The 19,624-nt window shown below is 44.0% G+C and carries 15 protein-coding genes; 13 read left to right on the top strand and 2 right to left on the bottom strand.

Annotated features, from left to right (window positions below):
- Positions 1–9 precede the first annotated feature (9 nt).
- The 7 genes from H8S18_RS10705 to H8S18_RS10735 all read left to right on the top strand — a co-directional run bounded on the left by H8S18_RS10705 (position 10) and on the right by H8S18_RS10735 (position 7,918).
- Positions 10–759 carry an SDR family NAD(P)-dependent oxidoreductase gene (locus H8S18_RS10705; RefSeq protein ID WP_186858257.1) on the top strand — a complete coding sequence of 250 codons (750 nt, stop codon included), beginning with the start codon at positions 10–12 and terminating at the stop codon, positions 757–759.
- Positions 760–838: 79 nt separating this feature from the next.
- A complete protein-coding gene (locus tag H8S18_RS10710) occupies positions 839–1,897 on the top strand; it encodes a LacI family DNA-binding transcriptional regulator (protein ID WP_186858258.1) in 1,059 nt (352 codons plus the stop codon).
- Positions 1,898–2,058: 161 nt separating this feature from the next.
- Positions 2,059–2,571: an IS200/IS605 family transposase gene (gene tnpA, locus H8S18_RS10715; RefSeq protein WP_186858259.1), complete on the top strand. Its 513-nt coding sequence runs from the start codon at positions 2,059–2,061 to the stop codon at positions 2,569–2,571.
- A 308-nt stretch (positions 2,572–2,879) separates the two neighbouring features.
- The gene (gene xylB, locus H8S18_RS10720) at positions 2,880–4,367 is read left to right on the top strand and encodes a xylulokinase (protein WP_186858260.1); all 1,488 of its coding nucleotides are present in this window, start codon (positions 2,880–2,882) and stop codon (positions 4,365–4,367) included.
- A gap of 14 nt (positions 4,368–4,381) precedes the next feature.
- Complete coding sequence (locus tag H8S18_RS10725) at positions 4,382–5,062, top strand: SGNH/GDSL hydrolase family protein (protein ID WP_186858261.1); 681 nt, start codon at positions 4,382–4,384, stop codon at positions 5,060–5,062.
- 158 nt (positions 5,063–5,220) lie between these two features.
- Entirely contained in the window at positions 5,221–6,384 is a 1,164-nt protein-coding gene (locus tag H8S18_RS10730) for a uroporphyrinogen decarboxylase family protein (RefSeq protein ID WP_186858262.1), read from the top strand.
- A 64-nt stretch (positions 6,385–6,448) separates the two neighbouring features.
- Complete coding sequence (locus H8S18_RS10735) at positions 6,449–7,918, top strand: ATP-binding cassette domain-containing protein (protein WP_186858263.1); 1,470 nt, start codon at positions 6,449–6,451, stop codon at positions 7,916–7,918.
- A gap of 12 nt (positions 7,919–7,930) precedes the next feature.
- Here the strand turns inward: H8S18_RS10735 and H8S18_RS10740 are convergent, their stop codons facing one another.
- Both H8S18_RS10740 and H8S18_RS10745 read right to left on the bottom strand, forming a co-directional pair.
- On the bottom strand, positions 7,931–8,986 hold the full coding sequence (locus H8S18_RS10740) for a sensor histidine kinase (protein ID WP_186858264.1): 1,056 nt from the start codon (positions 8,984–8,986) through the stop codon (positions 7,931–7,933).
- Positions 8,987–9,006: 20 nt separating this feature from the next.
- Entirely contained in the window at positions 9,007–10,626 is a 1,620-nt protein-coding gene (locus H8S18_RS10745; RefSeq protein WP_186858265.1) for a response regulator transcription factor, read from the bottom strand.
- A 315-nt stretch (positions 10,627–10,941) separates the two neighbouring features.
- Between H8S18_RS10745 and H8S18_RS10750 the strand changes: the two genes are divergently transcribed.
- From H8S18_RS10750 to H8S18_RS10775, 6 genes are all read left to right on the top strand, one after another.
- Positions 10,942–12,216, top strand: coding sequence for a uroporphyrinogen decarboxylase family protein (locus H8S18_RS10750; protein ID WP_186858266.1), 1,275 nt, complete (start codon positions 10,942–10,944; stop codon positions 12,214–12,216).
- Positions 12,217–12,278: 62 nt separating this feature from the next.
- The gene (locus H8S18_RS10755; protein ID WP_243165129.1) at positions 12,279–13,124 is read left to right on the top strand and encodes a glycyl-radical enzyme activating protein; all 846 of its coding nucleotides are present in this window, start codon (positions 12,279–12,281) and stop codon (positions 13,122–13,124) included.
- Positions 13,125–13,145: 21 nt separating this feature from the next.
- Complete coding sequence (locus H8S18_RS10760) at positions 13,146–15,536, top strand: pyruvate formate lyase family protein (protein ID WP_186858268.1); 2,391 nt, start codon at positions 13,146–13,148, stop codon at positions 15,534–15,536.
- 362 nt (positions 15,537–15,898) lie between these two features.
- Complete coding sequence (locus H8S18_RS10765; RefSeq protein WP_186858269.1) at positions 15,899–17,011, top strand: sugar ABC transporter substrate-binding protein; 1,113 nt, start codon at positions 15,899–15,901, stop codon at positions 17,009–17,011.
- A 97-nt stretch (positions 17,012–17,108) separates the two neighbouring features.
- Positions 17,109–18,596: a sugar ABC transporter ATP-binding protein gene (locus tag H8S18_RS10770; protein WP_330598766.1), complete on the top strand. Its 1,488-nt coding sequence runs from the start codon at positions 17,109–17,111 to the stop codon at positions 18,594–18,596.
- A 28-nt stretch (positions 18,597–18,624) separates the two neighbouring features.
- Complete coding sequence (locus tag H8S18_RS10775) at positions 18,625–19,611, top strand: ABC transporter permease (protein ID WP_186858271.1); 987 nt, start codon at positions 18,625–18,627, stop codon at positions 19,609–19,611.
- The last annotated feature ends 13 nt before the right edge of the window (positions 19,612–19,624 follow it).

The following is a 19,624-nucleotide window of genomic DNA, read 5'->3' on the forward strand; positions in this document are numbered from 1 at the left end:
AGGGATCAGGTGAAACTGAAATATGCTCTGGTCACAGGCGGTTCCGGCAGTCTTGGCGCAGCAATTGCCAGGCGGCTTGCCCGCGACGGCCTGCACGTGCTGATTACCTATACAGGCAACCGGGAAGGCGCGCAGCGCGTAAGAGAGGAAATTCAAGTGGCGGGAGGAATAGCGTGGATAGAGCGGGCGGATCTGGCAGATATGAATGGAGTTAAAAAACTCGTCTCCGCAGCCTATCGCATCATGGGGCAGGTGGACGTTCTGGTCAATAATGCGGGCGTATTTTGCGATGAATCCTTTTTTGAAATTACAGAGGAAGGATTCGACCGAACGATTGCCATTAATCTGAAAGCGCCCTTCTTCCTTTCGCAGATGATTGCGCGGAAGATGAAGGATATGGGCGTTCCCGGAAGAATCATTCATATTTCTTCCGGCGGAACCAAACATGTAGAAGGGCTCAATGTATCTTATGCCGCGGCCAAGGGTGGGCTGAACGTGATGACAAAGGCGATGGCCGCGCATCTCGGAACGTTCGGTATTACGGTCAATGCGATTTTGCCCGGCCCGGTAGAAACCAAACTCAACGCCCACCAGTTTAGGGATCCAACGATGCGTGAAACGCTGCTTTCGGCCACCAGGCTGCGTAAATTTGGAAGCGCAGATGATATTGCTGCGGCGGCAGCCTATTTTGCATCCGAAGATGCGGGCTGGACAACCGGGACATTGCTCGGCGTAGACGGGGGATTTACATGTAACTGAAACGCAAAATTAAGTGAGCGCCTTTTCACCAATATGATATAATGAAAGTAAATTAATGAAAAAAGTGCGGTGGATGGATATGAGCGAACGGGTTACGATAAAGGATATAGCGCGAGCCGCAAACGTTTCCGTCGGCACAGTGGACCGTGCCCTGAACAATCGCGGAAGGATCAGCGCGGAAACAAGTAAAATGATTTTCCGGATCGCGGAGGAAATGCATTACAAGCCGAATAAATTGGCGAGCGCGCTGGGCAAGAAAAAAACAATTAATATCGCGGCTGTTTTTCCGGAACAGCCCGATTACTTTTTTGGTGAAATTGAACGGGGATTCCGGGATGCGCAGCGTGAGCTTTCGGACTATGGGCTGCAAATTCATCATATTCCCACGGAAAACCTGAACCCGAAAACACAGGTGGAAGTCCTGCGAAAAATCGGTAGGGAACAGTTTGACGGAGTACTCGTCGCAACGGGCGGCGAAGGGCTTGAAGGGGAGATCAATCGGCTGTACGATGAAGGCGTACCGATCGCAACGTTTAATTCAGATGCCGTCAAAAGCAAACGTCTGTTTTTTATCGGTGTAGATTATACAAACTCCGGCCGGGTCGCAGCAAGCCTCCTTGGCAAGTTTTGCCAGGGACATGGAAAGGTCGCTGTTTTCAAAGGATTCAAAGAGGTATTTTCCCATAGGGCGCGAAAAAAGGGATTTGTGGAATTCCTAAAAGAGGAGTATCCGGAAATCAACCGTGTATCCGGACGGGATTATGCCGACCGTGACGACCTTGCTTACGAATCGGTAAAGGATTACCTAAAACTGCACGGGGATGTAACGGCTGTATTTGTGACAAGTGCGCCCGGCACAGTCGGCGCGGGACGGGCAATTGGTGAACTGCCGCCGGAGAGCCGTCCTATGCTGATTGGCTATGACCTCAACGACTATACCGCCAAATTGCTGAGGGACAGAATCTGCTGGGGAATCATTGCGCAGGCGCCGGAACGGCAGAGCTATTATGCGGCTAAAACACTCTTGAAATATATTCTGGAAGGAAGCTTTGAAGAAAACGATATTGTGAACGCCAAATCCCAAATCATATTAAGGGAAAATCTCAGGGAATATCCGGAATATGAAAAATATGTCTGAAAGCGTATGAAAATACGCTTTTTTGATTGTGCGTTTAAGCGAGACATAATCCCCCGGCTATGCCGGGGGAGTAAAAAAGCTTTAGCTTTAAGCAAAAACCTCCAATGCTAGAATGGTGCGAGTCTGGCCAACTGCATTACAAAAGCAAAGGAGGTGTCCAAATGGACAAAAATACATTAGGACACACAACATGGGAATGCAAATATCATGTAGTATTGGCAGCAAAGTTCCGGAGACAGGTAATATGCGGAAGGATTAAAACAGATATAGGAAAAATACTCCGCGAATTATGTGCCAGAAAAGGAATTGAAATCATAGAAGCGGAATTATGTCCAGATCATGTGCATATGTTACTGCGCATTCCCCCAAAGTATAGCATGTCAGAGATAATGGGTTATCTGAAAAGGAAAAGGTCTCTGATGATATTCGATCGGCACGCAAATATGAAGTATAAGTATGGGAATCGGCATTTCTGGTGTAGAGGGTACTACGTGGATACGGCAGGAAAGAACGGGAAGAAGATAGCAGAATACATCAAAGGGCAATTGAATAGAGGCAAGTATGGAGAACAACTGGAGATACCGTATCTGGGCGACCCATTTAGTACTACGGGCAGCAGGCGATCTGTCTGCATGCGTCAGGCCGATGCGCCTTTTAAGGCGTTGTGCCAGTAACATAGCCTTACAGGCGTTTTGTGAAACCCCCAGCTCTGCCGGGGGTTGTTTTTGCAAAAAATATCCTTTCCAGACAGAGATAAATAGAAATCCCGGATTGCAGAAAATGGAAACAAAAGGGTCACTGAACCCTGCAAAAAAATTTTGTTTTAAGGTGGCTTCGAAGCGAACGGACAAGTTGCCATAATATCGCTATGATTGTAAAAAATCCTTAAATAAGGGAATGAAATATAAAATTTGTGTCATTGTTTTCAATTTTCCAGTACGGTACTATTGGAAAAACGGTAAAAATTTCGGGAGGAAAAAGTATGCTGCTGGGGATTGATGTGGGGACAAGTGGCCTTAAAGCCATGCTGCTTAATCCTGAAACCGGGATGTCAATACTAGCATACCGGGAATATGATGTAACGATGCCGAAGACCGGTTTTGCAGAACAATCACCGGATTTATGGTGGAAGGCATTGATTGCATGCCTGAATGAGCTTAGAGCAAAAAATACGGCAATATTCGAAAAAATTGATGCAATTGGTTTTTCAGGCCAAATGCATGGCCTCGTAATGGTAGGGAAGAATAAAGAGGCTGTTACAAATGCTATTCTATGGCTTGATCAACGCTCTGAACGCCAGACGCGGGCCTTTCAGGAGAAAATTCCTTCGGAGGAGATTGCAACAGTCATACAAAACCGTCCCTTTCCGGGGTTTGCGGTACCTTCCTTTATGTGGATTCAGGAAAATGAAAAGGATATTTATCGGGACTGTTATAAAATTATGCAGCCCAAAGATTACCTCCGTATGAAACTCACCGGAGCAATTGGAACAGAAGTAAGCGATGCATCCGCCACGGCAGGATTTGATATCAAAAATCGAAAATGGGCATTTGATTTATTAGATAAACTGGGACTTGATCCTGAAAAATTTCCAGATTGCCGGGAATCGGTAGACCTTGCAGGCGTGATAACGGCGGAAGCAGCGAAAGCAACCGGATTACGCAAAGGAATTCCCGTTGTATTTGGCGCAGGGGATCAACAGGCACAAAGCATTGGCAACGGCGCGGTATGCGAAGGACTGTTCATCTCTAATATTGGAACAGGAGGCCAAATTGCGACTTACAGTGAAAAAGATATTTATGATAAGAAGCTTCGCACACACACTTTTTGCCATGCTGTAAACAAAGCCTATACAATTTATGGGGCTGCATTATGCAGCGGAATGTCAATAAAGTGGCTGAAAAACAATGTATTTGATGCAGAGTCGTATGATGAGATATCGGCCTTGGCACAACAGGCGCCCCCATGCAGTGAAGAACTCATTTATCTTCCTTACCTTGCCGGAGAACGCACGCCACATATGGATCCAAAGGCACGGGGAATCTTTTTCGGGCTTACAATGCGCCATGACAAGAGGCATTTTGCGAGGGCGGTTATGGAGGGGGTGACGTTCAGCCTCCGGGATTCCTTGGAATTATTTGAAAAAATGAATCTTCCGGTGGAGAGGATTATCGCATCGGGGGGCGGTGCAAATAGCAAAATATGGCTGCGTATTCAGGCCGACATTTTTGGAAAAGAAATCGTGGTTTCAGATGTGCGCGAACAGGCCTGTCTTGGAGCTTGTATCCTTGCAGGGATAGGAACGGGAATGTTTGGGGATGTGCAGGAAGCGGTACGAAAACTTGTGACTTTTAAAAAAGAGACGTATGAACCGGATATGAAAGCGCATGAACGTTACGGTTTAACCTACAGGCAATTCCAAAAAATCTATGATGCGAATAAAGAACTATTTGCTGCAAATGGGCATTGATAGCGGGGGATATGATGAGAAAAACAATAGTATGCTTTGGGGATTCGAATACCTGGGGATTTGCCCCAGAATTACAGCCGGAAGACGAAAGCTATTTCGGAAGATATCCAGAGGGTGTCCGCTGGACAAGCGTACTTCAGGAGATGTTAGGCACTGGATATAGGATTATTGAGGAAGGCCTCAATGCACGCACCTCAATTTGGGACGATGTAACGTGGCCGGACCGTAATGGCCTCACCTATCTGAGGCCTTGCCTCAATACGCATGCCCCGGTAGACCTTGTTATCCTTATGTTGGGTACAAATGACCTCAAGGTTCGGATTTCCGGCTATACGCCGGAGATTGCCCGTGCTGCAGGAGTTTTGGTGAAGGCGATCCAAAGCGGAAATGATGGCCCGGAAGGAAATGCGCCCAAAGTACTTCTTGTATCCCCTATTCTCGTTGGAGAGGAACTTGAAACGGCAGCGCCTGATATTTATGACGAATTAGGGAGGGAAAACGCACGAAAAAACTCAAAAGAATTTGCAAAATATTTTCAGGCACAGGCAGCGCAATGTAATTGCTACTTTTTAGATGCGGCAAAATACGCAGAACCTGGCCCTGTTGATGCGCTTCATCTGGATGCAGCAAATCATCGAAAACTTGCAGTTGCCTTTGCGGAAAAAGTCCGGGAGATTTTTCAGGAAAGTATATAAGCGGAAGTCCGGAAGTGATACTCCAAATTTAGTATCAGATACGCCTTAGATGTCGTCTCAAAAAGATGTGCATAATACATATATCATTTAAGACTTTTCAGGTTTCATGACCATTTTAAATAACAATAAAATTCAATATGTGAATTAGGGAGGGAAATATGACAAATACAAACAGAGAAAGAATTAGCGCGATCCTTCATTACAAACCGTATGACCGAGTGCCTGTTATGCATTTTGGCTTTTGGAATGAGACTTTGGAAAAATGGGAACAGGAGGGACATCTTACCCATGAAGAGGTCGCAGTACTTTTGAGCGGTCATGGAAACCGTTCAGATGGAAATGAATATGAGCGCGCGATTGCACAAAAACTTGGATTTGATGATAACATTCTTGTATACACCGGGCAAAAAGGCGATTGGTATGATATGCCATTATACCCTGCTTTTGAAGAACAAATTATTGAACGCTATGACGATGGATCCTTTAAGCAGCTGGATATCGACGGCGTCTTCGAGTTAGGAAAAGAAGGAGCAGGTTCGATTGCGTCGGAACTTGGACATACGCTTGTGGACAGGAAAAGCTGGGAAGAACACTATGTCCCCCGGCTTCAATGGACAGAAGAACGTCTTGATATGGAAGCGATCCAAAAGATGATTGCAGAAAATGATACACGGTCAAGACATACGGCAGTTTATTGCGGAAGCTTATATGGAAAACTACGCAATTACTGGGGGATTGTAGAACTGAGTTATTTGCAGATAGATGATCCGGATCTTTATACTGAATGTATTGATACGATCGGAGAGTTATGTTATGATGTTGTAAAACATACGCTCGACACGGGTGTAAAAGTCGATTTTGCTCATTTCTGGGAAGACATATGCTATAATAAAGGCCCGCTTGTAAGTCCTGAAATATTCCGCGAAAAGGTCGGAAAACATTATAGACGGATTGCAGATGAATGCTTGCGCCATGGCGTTGACATTGTATCTGTGGACTGCGATGGATTTATCGAGGAATTGGTTCCTATTTGGCTTGATAATGGGGTAAACACCATGTTTCCTGTAGAGTATGGGGCATGGGAATACGATTTTGCAACCCTGAGGAAAAAATTTGGAAAAGAGATTCGCGGGATGGGCAATATCAATAAGCATGTGCTGAGCAAAGATAAAGCAGCAATCGATAAGGAAATTGAACGTGCCCGCCGCCTCGTTGATTTAGGAGGGTTTGTCCCCTGCATGGATCATAGAATTGCACCAGATGCGGAATGGGATTTGACAAGATACTATTGTGATAAAATGAAAGAGACTTTCTGGAAATAGGAGTCCAGACCCCATAACGGGCACGAAGCATCGGAGGAGTATTTCATTGCAAGAGCTCGTACGAATGGAGAACATATGCGGCAGTAATATATTAGCGCATGCCAGGCTCAACGTTTTTAGGGGAGAGATTGTTGGGCTGCTCGGAATGAATAACGCGGGAAAATCTGAGTTGATGGATATCCTGACGGGGCGGCTTCGCGCGGAAAAAGGAACCGTTTATTTTGAGGATCATCCTGTGTTCTTCACTTCGCCATCCCAAGCAAATGAACTAGGTATTTGCTACATTCATGGAGAGCAGGAACTCCTGAAGGAGTTTACGGTTACAGAAAATATTTTTGTGATGCGCAGGAAGCACGATGGACAGTTGTTGAATATGAAACAACTGTCCACTCGTTGCAGCCGGCTTTTAGGGGTGCTTTTTTCTGAGGAGACAGGCATTCGTTTTCAGGCCGGGGACCGTTTGCGGGATTTAAATGGTTTACAGAGATTAGCGGTACAGATTATCAAAACAATCAGCGAAAATGCAAAACTTATGGTGATCGACCACTATATCGACGATTTTCCACATCATTGGGTGACATCCTTGCGCAAATGGCTGTCTTTGCTCACGAGGAATCTTAATATTTCTTTTATTGTAACGGATCATAAAGCGCATAATTTATCTAAATTATGCGACAGAATTTTTGTGCTGCGCAGCGGTATGAGTGTAGGGACCTTTTCCAAAAACGAGTATGATGAAAAAATGCTTACCTCCGTTATGACAGGCAGCCTGATGGAAGACCGGGAGTATTACTGGCGTCCGAGCCCGGGTGAGAAAAAAATACTCGAATTTTCCGGGGTGAGGATTCCAGGAGAAAAAAATAAGCTGAATATCGAATTGATCGCAAACGAAATGGTTGGCTTGTGCTGCATGTCTCATCACTTTGTGAAGAATTTTTGTGATGCTTTGATCGGGGAAGTCCCTCTTCAGGAAGGGAAAATTTTGTTGGATGGAACCCCTATTGAGATTAGCAGCCCGGAAGATATCACAAAATATGGAATTGGGATCGTTTTTGGAAGGGCAAGATTATTCCCGAATATGAGTTTTGAAGAAAACGTGTCTATTACCGCATTACGAAAGTTCAGCGCAAAGACGGGAATTGTAAATAACAGCGCATCAACTCTGGCCGCGAGTGAGGCGCTTTCCATTTGGAAGCCGCCCCACCTTCTCTCTGGCGGAAATCAAATTGACCGCTATACGGAAAAGAAGATACTGATTAGCCGGGCTATGGCAACCCTGCCACAAGTCATGATTTACCAGAACCTTGACAAAGGCCTCGATGATGTGGCCTACGATAGGCTTGTGCGCGAAATATGGGGAACTCCCATCCGGCCGAAAGCTTCACTGTTTATTTCGTCTAATGTACGGAATTTAATTAAGGTATGTACAAAGATTTATTTTATTTACGAGGGCCAGGTAATCAATAAAGTATATCCGGCACAAACCACAGAAGAAGCAATGCTATCTTATTACAAAGCATTCTGCGAGATGTGATTGTGTAGGAAACTATTGAAGCGGAAGCGTAATCTCAACCTGTGTTCCTACATTGATCGTGCTTGCAATCGAAAGTCCGTATTCGTTACCATATTGCATCTTAATCCGCTGATTGATGTTGATAATTCCAATACCTACATGTATGCTATCCGCTGTATCAGCCATTTTTTCGCTGTTCAAAAGAGAAATAAGCTCGCGTAGTTTTTTGTCAGGAATCCCGCTTCCGTTATCGGATACCTGGAGTAGGAGACGGGATTGCGTTGAATAAATTGAAAGCGTAATTTTTCCGCCGGAAGGCTTGCTTTCGAGACCATGGGTGATGGCGTTTTCTAAAATTGGTTGAATAATAAAATTAGGAATCAGACACTTTGTCAGGTCACGGTCTCCATCGGCAATTTTTTTTTCAAAAGTAAACCTATCCTGGAAACGAAATTTTTGAATTAAAATATAATTATCGACATTTTTAATCTCATCCGACAAGGGAACCAATAGGCCGATTTTACGCGTATTATTGCGAAATAGCTGCGAAAGAGATTCCAGCATTTCGGCAATTTCCGGCACATTTTTCATCAGGGCTAATCCGCGGATTGATTCCAGAGTATTATACAAAAAATGCGGATTGATTTGGCTCTGAAGTTGGGAAAGCTCGGCCTTATGACGAAGCAGGTTAGCGGAAAGTTCGCGATTCCAGGAATCCTTGTGTTGCCTAATTACCGTATCTACCACTTCATAAAAGTTGCCGGAATAGCCCGAACGGGTTATGCCCTTCGAATTTGCGATCCGGTCATATGTTTCGAAAATGAGGCAATCGCTTTGATAAAGGGGCCTGATGTACTTTATACAAACAAAAACGATAATGCCTGTTTGCGCTGCGAAATAGATGAAAAAAATAAAATCAAGCGCAGTATCAAAAGAATGACGGTCAGGAAAAAGGGCGGAATTTGCAACAAGTAATTCGCAGCCCAAAAATAATCCTAAAGAACATAAAACAAACAAAACCAGTACAAAAAAAAGAATATGCGTTGCGCCTTTGCGTTTTCTTATAAAAGATAAAATAGAAGATAACATTGCGTATGCTCCATCTTTATTTATAATTGATTATGCCGCATATATTTTTTGCGATACTGCGAAGGCGTGATCCCCACGATTCGTTTAAAAATTTTTGAAAAATATTTTGCATTCGTGAATCCGACAAGATCAGCAATCCCTGCAAGGGATTGGGAAATATCTTTCAAATATTCTTTAGAAATTTCAATACGATATTTATTCAGATAATCTACAAAATTGATTCCCACTTCCTGCTTGAAGAGGATTGAAAAATATACAGGGTTGAGAAACACCAATTGGGCTATATCGTCGAGTGCAATTTTCTCCATGTAATGATCTGCAATGTATTTTTTGGCAATGGTGATATAAGTATTATCTGCACTGTCTTCAAGGGCCGTATAACGGTTAATATGGTCTGTGATTCTGGAAATAAGTGCAGCACGCACAGAAACAACATTCATGCAGTTGTCAAGCGAACTTAAAAATGCATTTTTTTCTTCCGAACGGTCGGGGAAAAGCCCTAAGTTTTGTGTAATATCAAGGAACAAATTATATATACGCTCTGTAAGTGCCCAAATTAGCTCTGCCTGGCCATCACAGATGCCTTCCGCAAGCGTAAACAACTGTGTGATTTGGGAGCGAATTTCATTCAGGTCAAATTTCTCAATATTGCGTTTCAAGCTGTCCTTGGCTTCTTCTGGGAATATCTTATTCAAATCTTTGCCGGAGTTATAGAGAACAGGAGGCTCTATAATCATATCAAGCCTGTTTAAAATGCGGGCACGCTGGGCACGTTGGGCGTTTTCACATGAGATGTGCAGCCGGGAGAGGTCTGTTTCCGCACTGCCCTTGCAGATCGTAAAATATAAATTTGAATATTTTTTGCAAATAAGCTCCATGTCGTCTAAAAAACATTGCAAGCTTTGCTGAAGTTTGCCGGAATTTGCCGGGCTATAGTTAAGCACTACGTGATACTTCGCCGTATTTGCGCTATAGACCGTTTCAAAACACATGCTTTCGAAATATTTAACAATATTGGCCTGCACACGGTCATATAATTGTGTAGGGAACGGAACATCTTCATCAAAACTTCTACAATCAAATTTCAAAATAAGGAACTGAAAAATTCCGGGCTGGAGATTGAGCAGGAATTCGTTGTTGACAGATGCGGAATCTTCTGCTTTAAAAGTTCCTTTTACAACCTGTTCCAGAAAATTATTATGCATTTTAAGCTTTGCAGCATCAAACTGCTCGCTCAGTTGCTTAATTTCCGTTGTATGGAGCTGACGTTTTTTTAGCTCCGCAGTAAGGTTTGTAAGGATATCGGTAAGATCTTTTTGATTAATTGGTTTCAGAATGTAATCCTTTACTCCGAACCGGATTGCTGTCTGTGCATATTCAAAGTTGTTATGGCCACTGATAATAACAAATGCTGCGGCGGGGTTGAATGCCTGTATTTCCTTAATCAGGTCAAGGCCGGAAAGCCCGGGCATTCGAATATCTGTAATTACAATATCGGGATTGCTTTTTTTGATTTGCTCAAGAGCTGTAACTCCATCTTTTGCAGTTCCAACAACCTCAAGACCCAATGCTTTCCAGTCAATCAGATGCAAAAGGAGCTCTATTACGAAGATTTCATCATCAGCGATAAATACTTTCATACTATGCTTTTTTCCCTCTCAGTTGTTTTCAAATGAATGATACATTCAATCCGGAGATGCCGGCAATAATTTAATACAAATTAAATTTGAATGATATTATAATAATATCACTCCTAATTATACACATATGCTCCGAAAAATCAATTAAGATCAAATTCTATGACAGGGGTGCTTTTTCCTTCCGAAAGGCAAAAGACCTAAAAATGGTATCTCAATTATAAAAATCATGCCATTGAATGCCCCTTTTTCAAGAGATATTCTGGATGCATTAGATAAAATTATTTTCTCAATTAAAGATTTCTAAAGGAGAATTAAATGATGACTTCGAGAGAACGGGTAAAAAAAGCAATCCGACACGAAGTGACAGACCGGGTACCTGTTGATCTGGGCGCGACTGCAATCTCTGGAATACATGTTTCGGAGCTCAAAAGATTACGGGAAGAGCTTGGGCTCGAAACAGGAGCGATAAAAGCTCTTGATCCGATGACGCTCATTGCTGAAGTAACTGATGATGTACGCGAGGCTCTTGAAATTGATTGCGTGGGGCTTTTTACCGGTGCGGACAGCCTCGGCCTCACATCAGATACCTATAAAGAATGGGAGCTTTCTGATGGAACAACCGTATTGCTGCGTGATGATTTTTCCTGGACGAAGGATGCGGAAACAGGGACGATTTATGCCTATCCGCAGGGGGATACTTCAGTCCCGCCAAGTGCGTTTATGAGTTCTGCTTCATTGTATTTCGACAATATTCCCAGGCAAGAAGACCTTGACAAAAAGACAGAGTGGGATGCACGCAAAGATTACGCGGGTATGTACTCGGTGTTGCCGGATAAAGATTTGCGGTATCTTGAAAGCAGAGCGAAAGAACTTTATGAAACGACAGATTATGCCATCATCGGCAGCTATGGCGGCGGAGGACTTGGGGATATTTTTCATGTGCCGGGTCCGTGGCTAAAAGAAACAAAGGGAATACGGGAAGTAGAAGATTGGTATATGGCAATCTATCTGCACCGGGATTATCTAATGGATCTTTTTGATATGCAGACGGATATTACGCTTGAAAATATGCAGAGATATTTTGACGCCGTAGGAAATCGGATTGAAGTGATGGTTCATTCAGGAACCGATTTCGCATTCCAGGGAGGGAGTATGATTGCTCCGGAACTGTACCGCGAGGTATACACGCCCTTTTATAAAAAAGTAAACGACTGGATTCACAAAAATACAGACTGGAAGTCTTTTATGCATTCCTGCGGTTCAGTTGTAACCTTAATTCCGGAATTCATTGATGCAGGGTTTGATATCCTGAATCCGGTTCAGGTCTCGGCAAAAGATATGGATGCCGTATCGCTGAAAGAGAAATTTGGCGATTCCATTGTGTTTTGGGGAGGTGGATGCGACCCGCAATTTGTACTCCCGAGCGGCACCCCTGAGGAGGTCTATGCCGAAACCAGGCGAAATGCACAGGCCTTTTCGCAAGGCGGCGGTTTTGTAGGGGGAAATGTCCACAATGTGCAATATGAAGTGCCGATTCCCAATCTTTTGGCTGAGTTTAGGGCGCTTCACGACACAGTCCCGCAGAAATAAACGGTGTGGGCCAGGCAAGGCTTGCTGTATGCAGAGGGAGAAGGGAATTGAGCCTGAAAATAATGCAACGTGGTTTTAATTATTCTCAAGATGGGCCGGGGAACCGGCTTGTATACCATTTGCAAGGATGCAATCTCGAATGCCCATGGTGCTCTAATCCGGAAGGCATCCCTAGAGACGGATGCATGATGCAAACAGGAGAAGCGCTGCCGCAAACAGTTTGCCCGCAGAATGGAATTAAGAAGGGAAGGATTGACCCGGATGTTTGCAGCCTATGCAAGGATTATTCATGTATAGAACATTCCTGCGGGCAACTGAAATGGAGTTGCTGCCTGATGGACGAATCGGAAATATTGGAGGAACTTGACAGAAGCCGCATGATGTTTTTCGATGGCGGGGGACTGACACTGACTGGCGGGGAGGCAACGCTGCAATTTGAGGAAATTAAGTCTTTGCTGGCAGCGGCAAGAAGAAGTAAGATACATACTGCTCTTGAAACGAATGCAACCCATCCTAGACTCCCCGAATTATTTCCGGTGGTAGATTGGCTGATTATGGATTTTAAGCATTATGATGATGCTGTCCATGAAGACACGTTGGGGATTTCTGGTGCGATTGTGAAGGAAAATATCAGGAAAGCGGCAAAGCAAAGCTGTGAGATGCTGGTCCGGATTCCCCTGGTGAACGGTTTTAATGCCTCAAAAGAAGATGCACAGGCTTTTGCCGAATTTTTGCGCGATTGTAATATTACAGAAGTAGAATTGCTGAAATATCATGAATATGGGAGAGAAAAATGGCGGCAGTGCGGGCGCCGGTATACAGTAAAGGACGGATTTGTTTCGGATATTCAATACCAGGATATTTTGCAGACTTTTGGAAGCTATAAAATTACCTGTGTCTCTACATAAAAGGGAGGAGAATAGCGGCTGATGAAAAAAATTCAGGACCTATATAAAGAAAATTCTATCACAGATATGGCAAAAGCGCTCTTCAAAGAAGAGCGTGCGAAAAAAAGACTGGACGGCTGGTTTCTTGCCCGGGAAATTGCGTTCAAACAGGAGGCGCGGCTGCAAGAGCTTCCCAGCGAACTCCGGGCGGCTTATGAATTGTCGGCCATTGTCAAAGACCTTCCTCTCTCAATCAGTGACCACTCTATTTTTGCTGGAACACAGAGCGATTCCTTTGCACGGAGCTATGCGTTAATTAATCCGGCCTTCCGGGTGGAAAGCTTTTCCGGGTACTGTGATCCTGTAGCGGTTTACGACGACATTATACCAAACAGCGAAATTACAAAAGAACGGATTGCCAAGGCAAAAAGAGCCGCGCAGGATACAGAATACGCAAAAAAGCTGGGAGAAGTATACCATTCTTATTCCCGGTATACCACAGAAGTGGCGTTTTTTGTCGAGCAGGTAACGGGCCACTTGATTCCAGATTTTCGCTACGCTTTGAGAAACGGAATCAGTAGAATGATAGAGGAACTGGAAAATAAAATTTCAAAGGAGAGAAAAGAAAAAAAGAGAATCAATTTTGCGGCAATGAAAATTGCTCTGGAAGCTACTGTTACGCTGGCAGGACGTTACGCAGACCTAGTTGCGGAAAAAGCCGGGGGTGCGGACGGACAACGAAAAAAGCAGTTGGAATTGCTGGAAAGAACTTTGCGTAAAGTTCCGAAGTATGGCGCGGAGAATTTATACGAAGCAATACAGGCTTATTTGCTTCTTTGGGAAGTGTTATGCCTTGAACAGGCCCCTAATCCCTTTGCGTTTTCAGTCGGAAACGCTGACCGGATTTTTGAGCCGTACCGCGCACTTGAAGATACGCCGCGGGAAATTGCTGCTGCACTTTTCAAACATTTTTTGACTTTTTTTAACGTAGGGGACCGTAGTTGGGCAATTTCCCAGAACGTCCTTATCGGGGGCAAAACCAAAGACGGGATGGATCTTACCAATGAGACTTCGTATGCGCTTTTAGATGCTTATTATGACATGAATCTCCCACAACCGATCCTGTCCGTTAAACTACATAAAAATACGCCGGAAAAACTTTATCAGGAGTTGGGGAAATTCTTTTTTACGCCGGGATGCCTGACGCCTTCCATTTTTAACGACGACGTGATTTTCGAGGTTTTGCAAAAAAGAGGAATTGAACCGGACGACTTGGAAAATTATGCTGTTGCCGGGTGTCAGGAACCTTTGATTATGGGAAAAGATAATGGAAATACCACTAACAGTTGGTTAAATCTTGCGAAAATTTTAGAACTTACTTTAAACTCAGGAGTTTCAACTATTACCGGCAAAAAAATCGGCGTCCCGTACCATGATGATTTCAAAGAAATTTTGGGAAATGTCCGGGAAGCATTTTATGAAAATGTTGCATTTTATATTTCGAAAATGGCTGAAGCGGCAAATGGCGCTTCGAAAGCTATTTCCTGCTTGCCAGTTCCGTTTTTGAGTGCATTTATGGGCGGTATGGAATCGGGTATCGATACCCGCGATACGGAAGAACAGGGAACGAAATACAACGGAAGCGGATGCCTGATTCATGGCCTTTCTGTCGTTGCGGATTCTTTTTGCGCACTCGATCATTTCCTGAAAGAACGACCAAATGACTGTGACACTCTTTTGCACGCCCTACAGGATAATTTTGAGGGGCATGAGGAGTTGCGCAGGTATTTGCTGGAATGCCCGAAATATGGAAATAATATTGAGGAAGTAGATGATGAGGCGGCGGAAGTCGTCAATAGAGTTTCCGATATGATAGCTGCACAGAAAAATTATCTCGGGAATTCATTCAGGCCTGACTGGAGCAGCCCATCTACCCATTTGCTATATGGATATTGGGTAGGCGCGACTCCTGACGGACGAAAAGCACGGGAAATGCTTGGCTATGGTGTAGATCCGCTCTATGGGGAGGCGGGGAATGGACTGGGATTTCGAATACTTTCTACAATGCGGCTCCCCTTTATAAAAATGAGCGGAGGATATGCTTCGCATTTTGGAATCGATCCTAAGTATTTTACCGGCAAGACCTATGAAGAAAAAGGCATTGATTTTGCAAAACGGATTATTACTCCGTTGTTTTTCAACCCGGAGAATAAAAATTTATCTCCATTTTATCTTTATGTAAATGTTACCACCCCGGAGATTTTGCGAAAGGTCAGGACAAACCCCAAAAAGTACGCGCCAAGCGGCGTTTATATTATGCGGATTCATGGAACGTTTGTTAATTTTTTGGATCTTTCTCCAGAAATCCAGAATGATATTATTAAGCGCCTTGATCCGGCATCTACAGCGATTCAGACTCATAAGACAGCATGAAACGTGCGGCGTTGATACTGCACAGCTTTATCCGCAAAACGAGTAATACCAAAAGAGCGGATTTTATGCGGATATAGGGGCCGAACAAAATTATTTGGAAGTTTTACCTTGAGGAATATCATCTAAAAATCAGAGGGGAATTCTAAATTTTGATGCATTGTTATTTAGTATTTTTGATGATAAATTGAAACTACAAAGTCAAAAGAAATTCCTGATGAGCCAACTAAATTAAGAATCAATAGAGAAGCTTTTGTGCGCAAAAATACAGAATAGTATGAAGTAACTAAAACATAACATTTGCATGGGCGAATCAAGCAACGCCTAATGCAGAATATCATACAAAGACTCAGGAGGAGGAAAGAATGAAAAAAATCTTAAGTTTAGTCGTTTGTCTGGCACTGGTACTTGTCGTGTTTGCGGGCTGTACCACTACACAGCCTGGAACGGAAGCAAGCGCTTCTACAGAGCCGTCGGCAGAAGCAACGGTGGAAGCAAGCAGTGAAGCATCTGCCGAAACGAGCAGCGAAGCGTCCGCATCTGCCGAAGCGAGTGCGGCTGTCTCTACCATTACAGAAGACACAGTGTTGGACTATGATCTGACAGGGAAAAAAATTGGTGTTACATTCTATGACCTGACAAACCCGATTTGGGCAGCAACAGGAGAAAACCTTGTGAAGATTGGACAGGAGCTTGGTGCGGAAGTCAATCTCGTTAGCTGTGAGGGAGTCGCCTCAACGCAAGTCTCCCAAATTGAAAATATGATCACAGCAGGGATGGACATCATCGTAATTGGTCCTCAAGATGCGAATGCTCTTGGAGACGTCGTTAAAAAAGCGCAGGATGCAGGTATCCTCGTTATGGCCTATGGGCAGTCGATGGAAGGCGTAGATGCGCAGTATGTCGTTGAAAACTATGAGGCTGGCTATATCGTTGGACAGAAAGCCGGCGAATGGATCAATGAGCATTTGGATGGGAAAGCGATTGTTGGTATGCTTGACTATCCGTTGATGGAAGATATCATCGACCGTGCAAATGGTATTAAAGACGCCCTTGCAGAAACATGCCCCGGCGCAGAAATCGTTGCAACGGCAACATCGGCAGATGCTGTCACCGGGATGGAAGCGGTGGAAACTTTCCTGCAGGCGAATCCCGACATGAAAGTTATTACCTGTATCGGCGATGGCGGCGCAGTTGGCGCGAATGAGGCTGTGAAAGCAGCAGGAAAAGCCACGGACGATTTTGGCATCTTTAGCTGCGATGGTACAGAGGAAGCACTATCAGCGATGATGAACGGCGATCCGATTCGTGTAACGGTAGGCCTTGGAACCCCGGTTCAGAAAGCAAAACAGACGATTGACCTTGCTGCAAGAATGCTTCTGGGACAGGAGTTTGACCAGTCTGAATATACCCCGATGGATCCTGTTAACATCGACAATGCCCAGGAATATTGGGATAGAGCCGGATATGGACAGTAAGAAACAATAGGGATTGGAAACAATGGGTTGGGTTCGGCAATGTGCAGAAAGCGCATTGCCGAACTTATCAAACAATAAAAAATCAAGAGGTCACAAAGTGGATAATAACATAGTTTTGGAATTTAAAAATATTTATAAAGAATATCCCGGTGTGCATGCTCTGAAAGATGTGAGTTTTGAACTAAGAAAAGGGGAAGTCCATGCGCTTGTGGGGGAGAACGGCGCCGGAAAATCCACACTGATTAAAACGTGCAGCGGCGCGATCAGCCCGACCTCGGGAACAGTTGTCGTAAACGGGAATGAGTTTTCTAATTTAACGCCTCTTGCATCGAGGGAAAATGGCATTGGCGTGATCTATCAGGAATTTAATCTTGTCAAAGAAATGTCTGTGGCAGAAAACATCTTTTTGGGGCGTGCTCTTCGGAATGGTATTGTAATCGATAAAAAAGCGATGAATGAAAAAACGGTCGAATTATTCCGGCAGTTAGGCATTAAAATCGATCCCAATGTGCTCGTTAAGAATTTGACAACCGGATATCAGCAAATGGTGGAAATTGCAAAGGCAATTTCTATGGAAAGCAAAATCTTAATTATGGATGAACCGTCGGCATCACTTACAAATCGGGAACTGGATGCATTGTTCCAGATTATCAGGAAGTTGAAAAATGAAGGAGTCGCGATCATATATATATCTCACCGGCTGGACGAGATTTTTGAGGTCACGGACAGGGTTTCGGTTATGAGAGACGGGGAACTTATAACCACAATCGATACTGCGGATTCATCGCGCGACGAACTCGTCAGGCTGATGGTTGGCCGTGAACTGAAGGAAACCTTTCCTGAAAGAGAAGTGAAAAAGGATAATGAAATTATTCTTGAGGTCGATCATCTTTCCGGAAATGGACTCACGGACGTCTCGTTTAATGTACGAAAAGGCGAGATTCTTGGCCTTGGCGGACTTATCGGTGCAGGACGGACAGAATTTGCGCAAATTTTATTTGGGGTTGCACATGCAACGGGAGGTTCGATCCGGCTGCGTGACGAAAAACTTGAAATAAAATCCCCGTCAGATGCGATTGAAAAAGGAATCGCACTCGTTCCGGAAGACCGGAAGCAACAGGGCGTATTGCTGCACATGTCGATTCAAGACAATATCACGATGCCTATTTTAAAGAGAATTTCCAAATATAGTGTTATAAATCGGAAAAAAGAAAAAGAGATTATTGAGAAATATAAGAATAGCCTGAGAATTAAGACGCCAAGTACGGAACAGCTTGTGAATAATCTTTCCGGTGGAAATCAGCAAAAAGTTGTTCTTGCTAAGTGGCTCGCGGCCGAGCCAGATATCATTGTTTTTGATGAACCCACTCGTGGAATCGACGTAGGAGCCAAACAAGAAATCTATGCTATTATGGATAATCTCGCTAAAGAGGGAAAAACACTTATCATGATTTCTTCGGAAATGGAAGAACTCATTGGAGTCTCAGATCGAATTGTTGTTTTGGCGGAGGGCAGAGTGACAGGAGAACTTCAGAAGGAAGAATTCAATCAGGAAAGCATCCTGAAATATGCCTCCATGTCATAAAGCCTCAATAAAATTTAGGAGTTAGATTATGAAGAACACAACATTTTTTCAAAAATACGGAATTGTGGTGGTGCTTGCCGGGCTGATCGTATTTTTCACGATTATGTCTCCTGCGTTTTTGACGGTAGACAATCTTTTTAACGTTGCGCGGCAGGTTTCCATGATTGGAATTACTTCAGTTGGCATGATGTTTGTCATGCTGACAGGCGGGATTGACCTGTCGGTTGGATCGGTACTTGCATTTGTAAACGTAGTATGCGCCTATTTCATGGTGAAGATGAATATGAATCCATGGGCGGCGTGCCTTCTGTGCATGGTCATCTCCGCAGGCTTCGGGTTCCTCAATGGTGTGATTATTACAAAGTGGAGGGTTCCGCCGATCATTTCATCTATGGGCTTTATGAACATTCTTTCGGGCCTTGCCTTTATTATATCGGGAGGCCTTCCCATCTATGGATTTGATCCTAACTTTACAATCATGGGGCAAGGATATATCAGTATCATTCCCATTCCGGTCATTATCATGATAGGGATCTTTATTCTCGGCTGGTTCATTCTGAACAAGACATATTTTGGGCGGTATTTTTATGCGATTGGCGGAAACGAAGAAGCAGCAAAGCTTGCGGGAATTAATGTTATTTCTACGAAACAGATGGTTTATATGCTGTCAGGAATCTTTGCTTCTCTCGCAGGTATCATTATGCTGTCGCGCCTGAATTCCGGACAGCCTACGACAGGTACGGGCTTTGAGTTCGAGGTTATCATTGCCGTTGTATTAGGCGGCGTCAGTGTAAACGGTGGTTCTGGGCGCATATTCGGCGTTGTGATCGGTGTGCTTATTATGGGAATTCTTTCAAACGGCCTTGTATTAATGAATGTCAACGATTATGTACAAGATGTTGTACAGGGGATTGTTTTGGTCATTGCCGTTGGATTCGATTGTGTATCTAAAGCAAAGAGTGAAAGTAAATTGAAAGAAAGCGTCAAAAATAAAGGCAATGCTGTCAGCGCATAAGCGCAGGAGGAAG

Origin of the sequence: Christensenella tenuis (genome assembly GCF_014287795.1) — a bacterium.
GTDB classification, from domain to species: domain Bacteria; phylum Bacillota; class Clostridia; order Christensenellales; family Christensenellaceae; genus Christensenella; species Christensenella tenuis.

Coding starts and splice junctions, on each gene's coding strand:
- H8S18_RS10710 (WP_186858258.1), top strand. CDS start 839: ATGAGCGAACGGGTTACGATAAAGGATATAGCGCGAGCCGCAAACGTT.
- xylB (WP_186858260.1), top strand. CDS start 2,880: ATGCTGCTGGGGATTGATGTGGGGACAAGTGGCCTTAAAGCCATGCTG.
- H8S18_RS10750 (WP_186858266.1), top strand. CDS start 10,942: ATGATGACTTCGAGAGAACGGGTAAAAAAAGCAATCCGACACGAAGTG.
- H8S18_RS10775 (WP_186858271.1), top strand. CDS start 18,625: ATGAAGAACACAACATTTTTTCAAAAATACGGAATTGTGGTGGTGCTT.
- H8S18_RS10765 (WP_186858269.1), top strand. CDS start 15,899: ATGAAAAAAATCTTAAGTTTAGTCGTTTGTCTGGCACTGGTACTTGTC.
- H8S18_RS10740 (WP_186858264.1), bottom strand. CDS start 8,986: ATGTTATCTTCTATTTTATCTTTTATAAGAAAACGCAAAGGCGCAACG.
- H8S18_RS10730 (WP_186858262.1), top strand. CDS start 5,221: ATGACAAATACAAACAGAGAAAGAATTAGCGCGATCCTTCATTACAAA.
- H8S18_RS10755 (WP_243165129.1), top strand. CDS start 12,279: ATGCAACGTGGTTTTAATTATTCTCAAGATGGGCCGGGGAACCGGCTT.
- H8S18_RS10760 (WP_186858268.1), top strand. CDS start 13,146: ATGAAAAAAATTCAGGACCTATATAAAGAAAATTCTATCACAGATATG.
- H8S18_RS10735 (WP_186858263.1), top strand. CDS start 6,449: ATGGAGAACATATGCGGCAGTAATATATTAGCGCATGCCAGGCTCAAC.
- H8S18_RS10745 (WP_186858265.1), bottom strand. CDS start 10,626: ATGAAAGTATTTATCGCTGATGATGAAATCTTCGTAATAGAGCTCCTT.
- H8S18_RS10725 (WP_186858261.1), top strand. CDS start 4,382: ATGAGAAAAACAATAGTATGCTTTGGGGATTCGAATACCTGGGGATTT.
- tnpA (WP_186858259.1), top strand. CDS start 2,059: ATGGACAAAAATACATTAGGACACACAACATGGGAATGCAAATATCAT.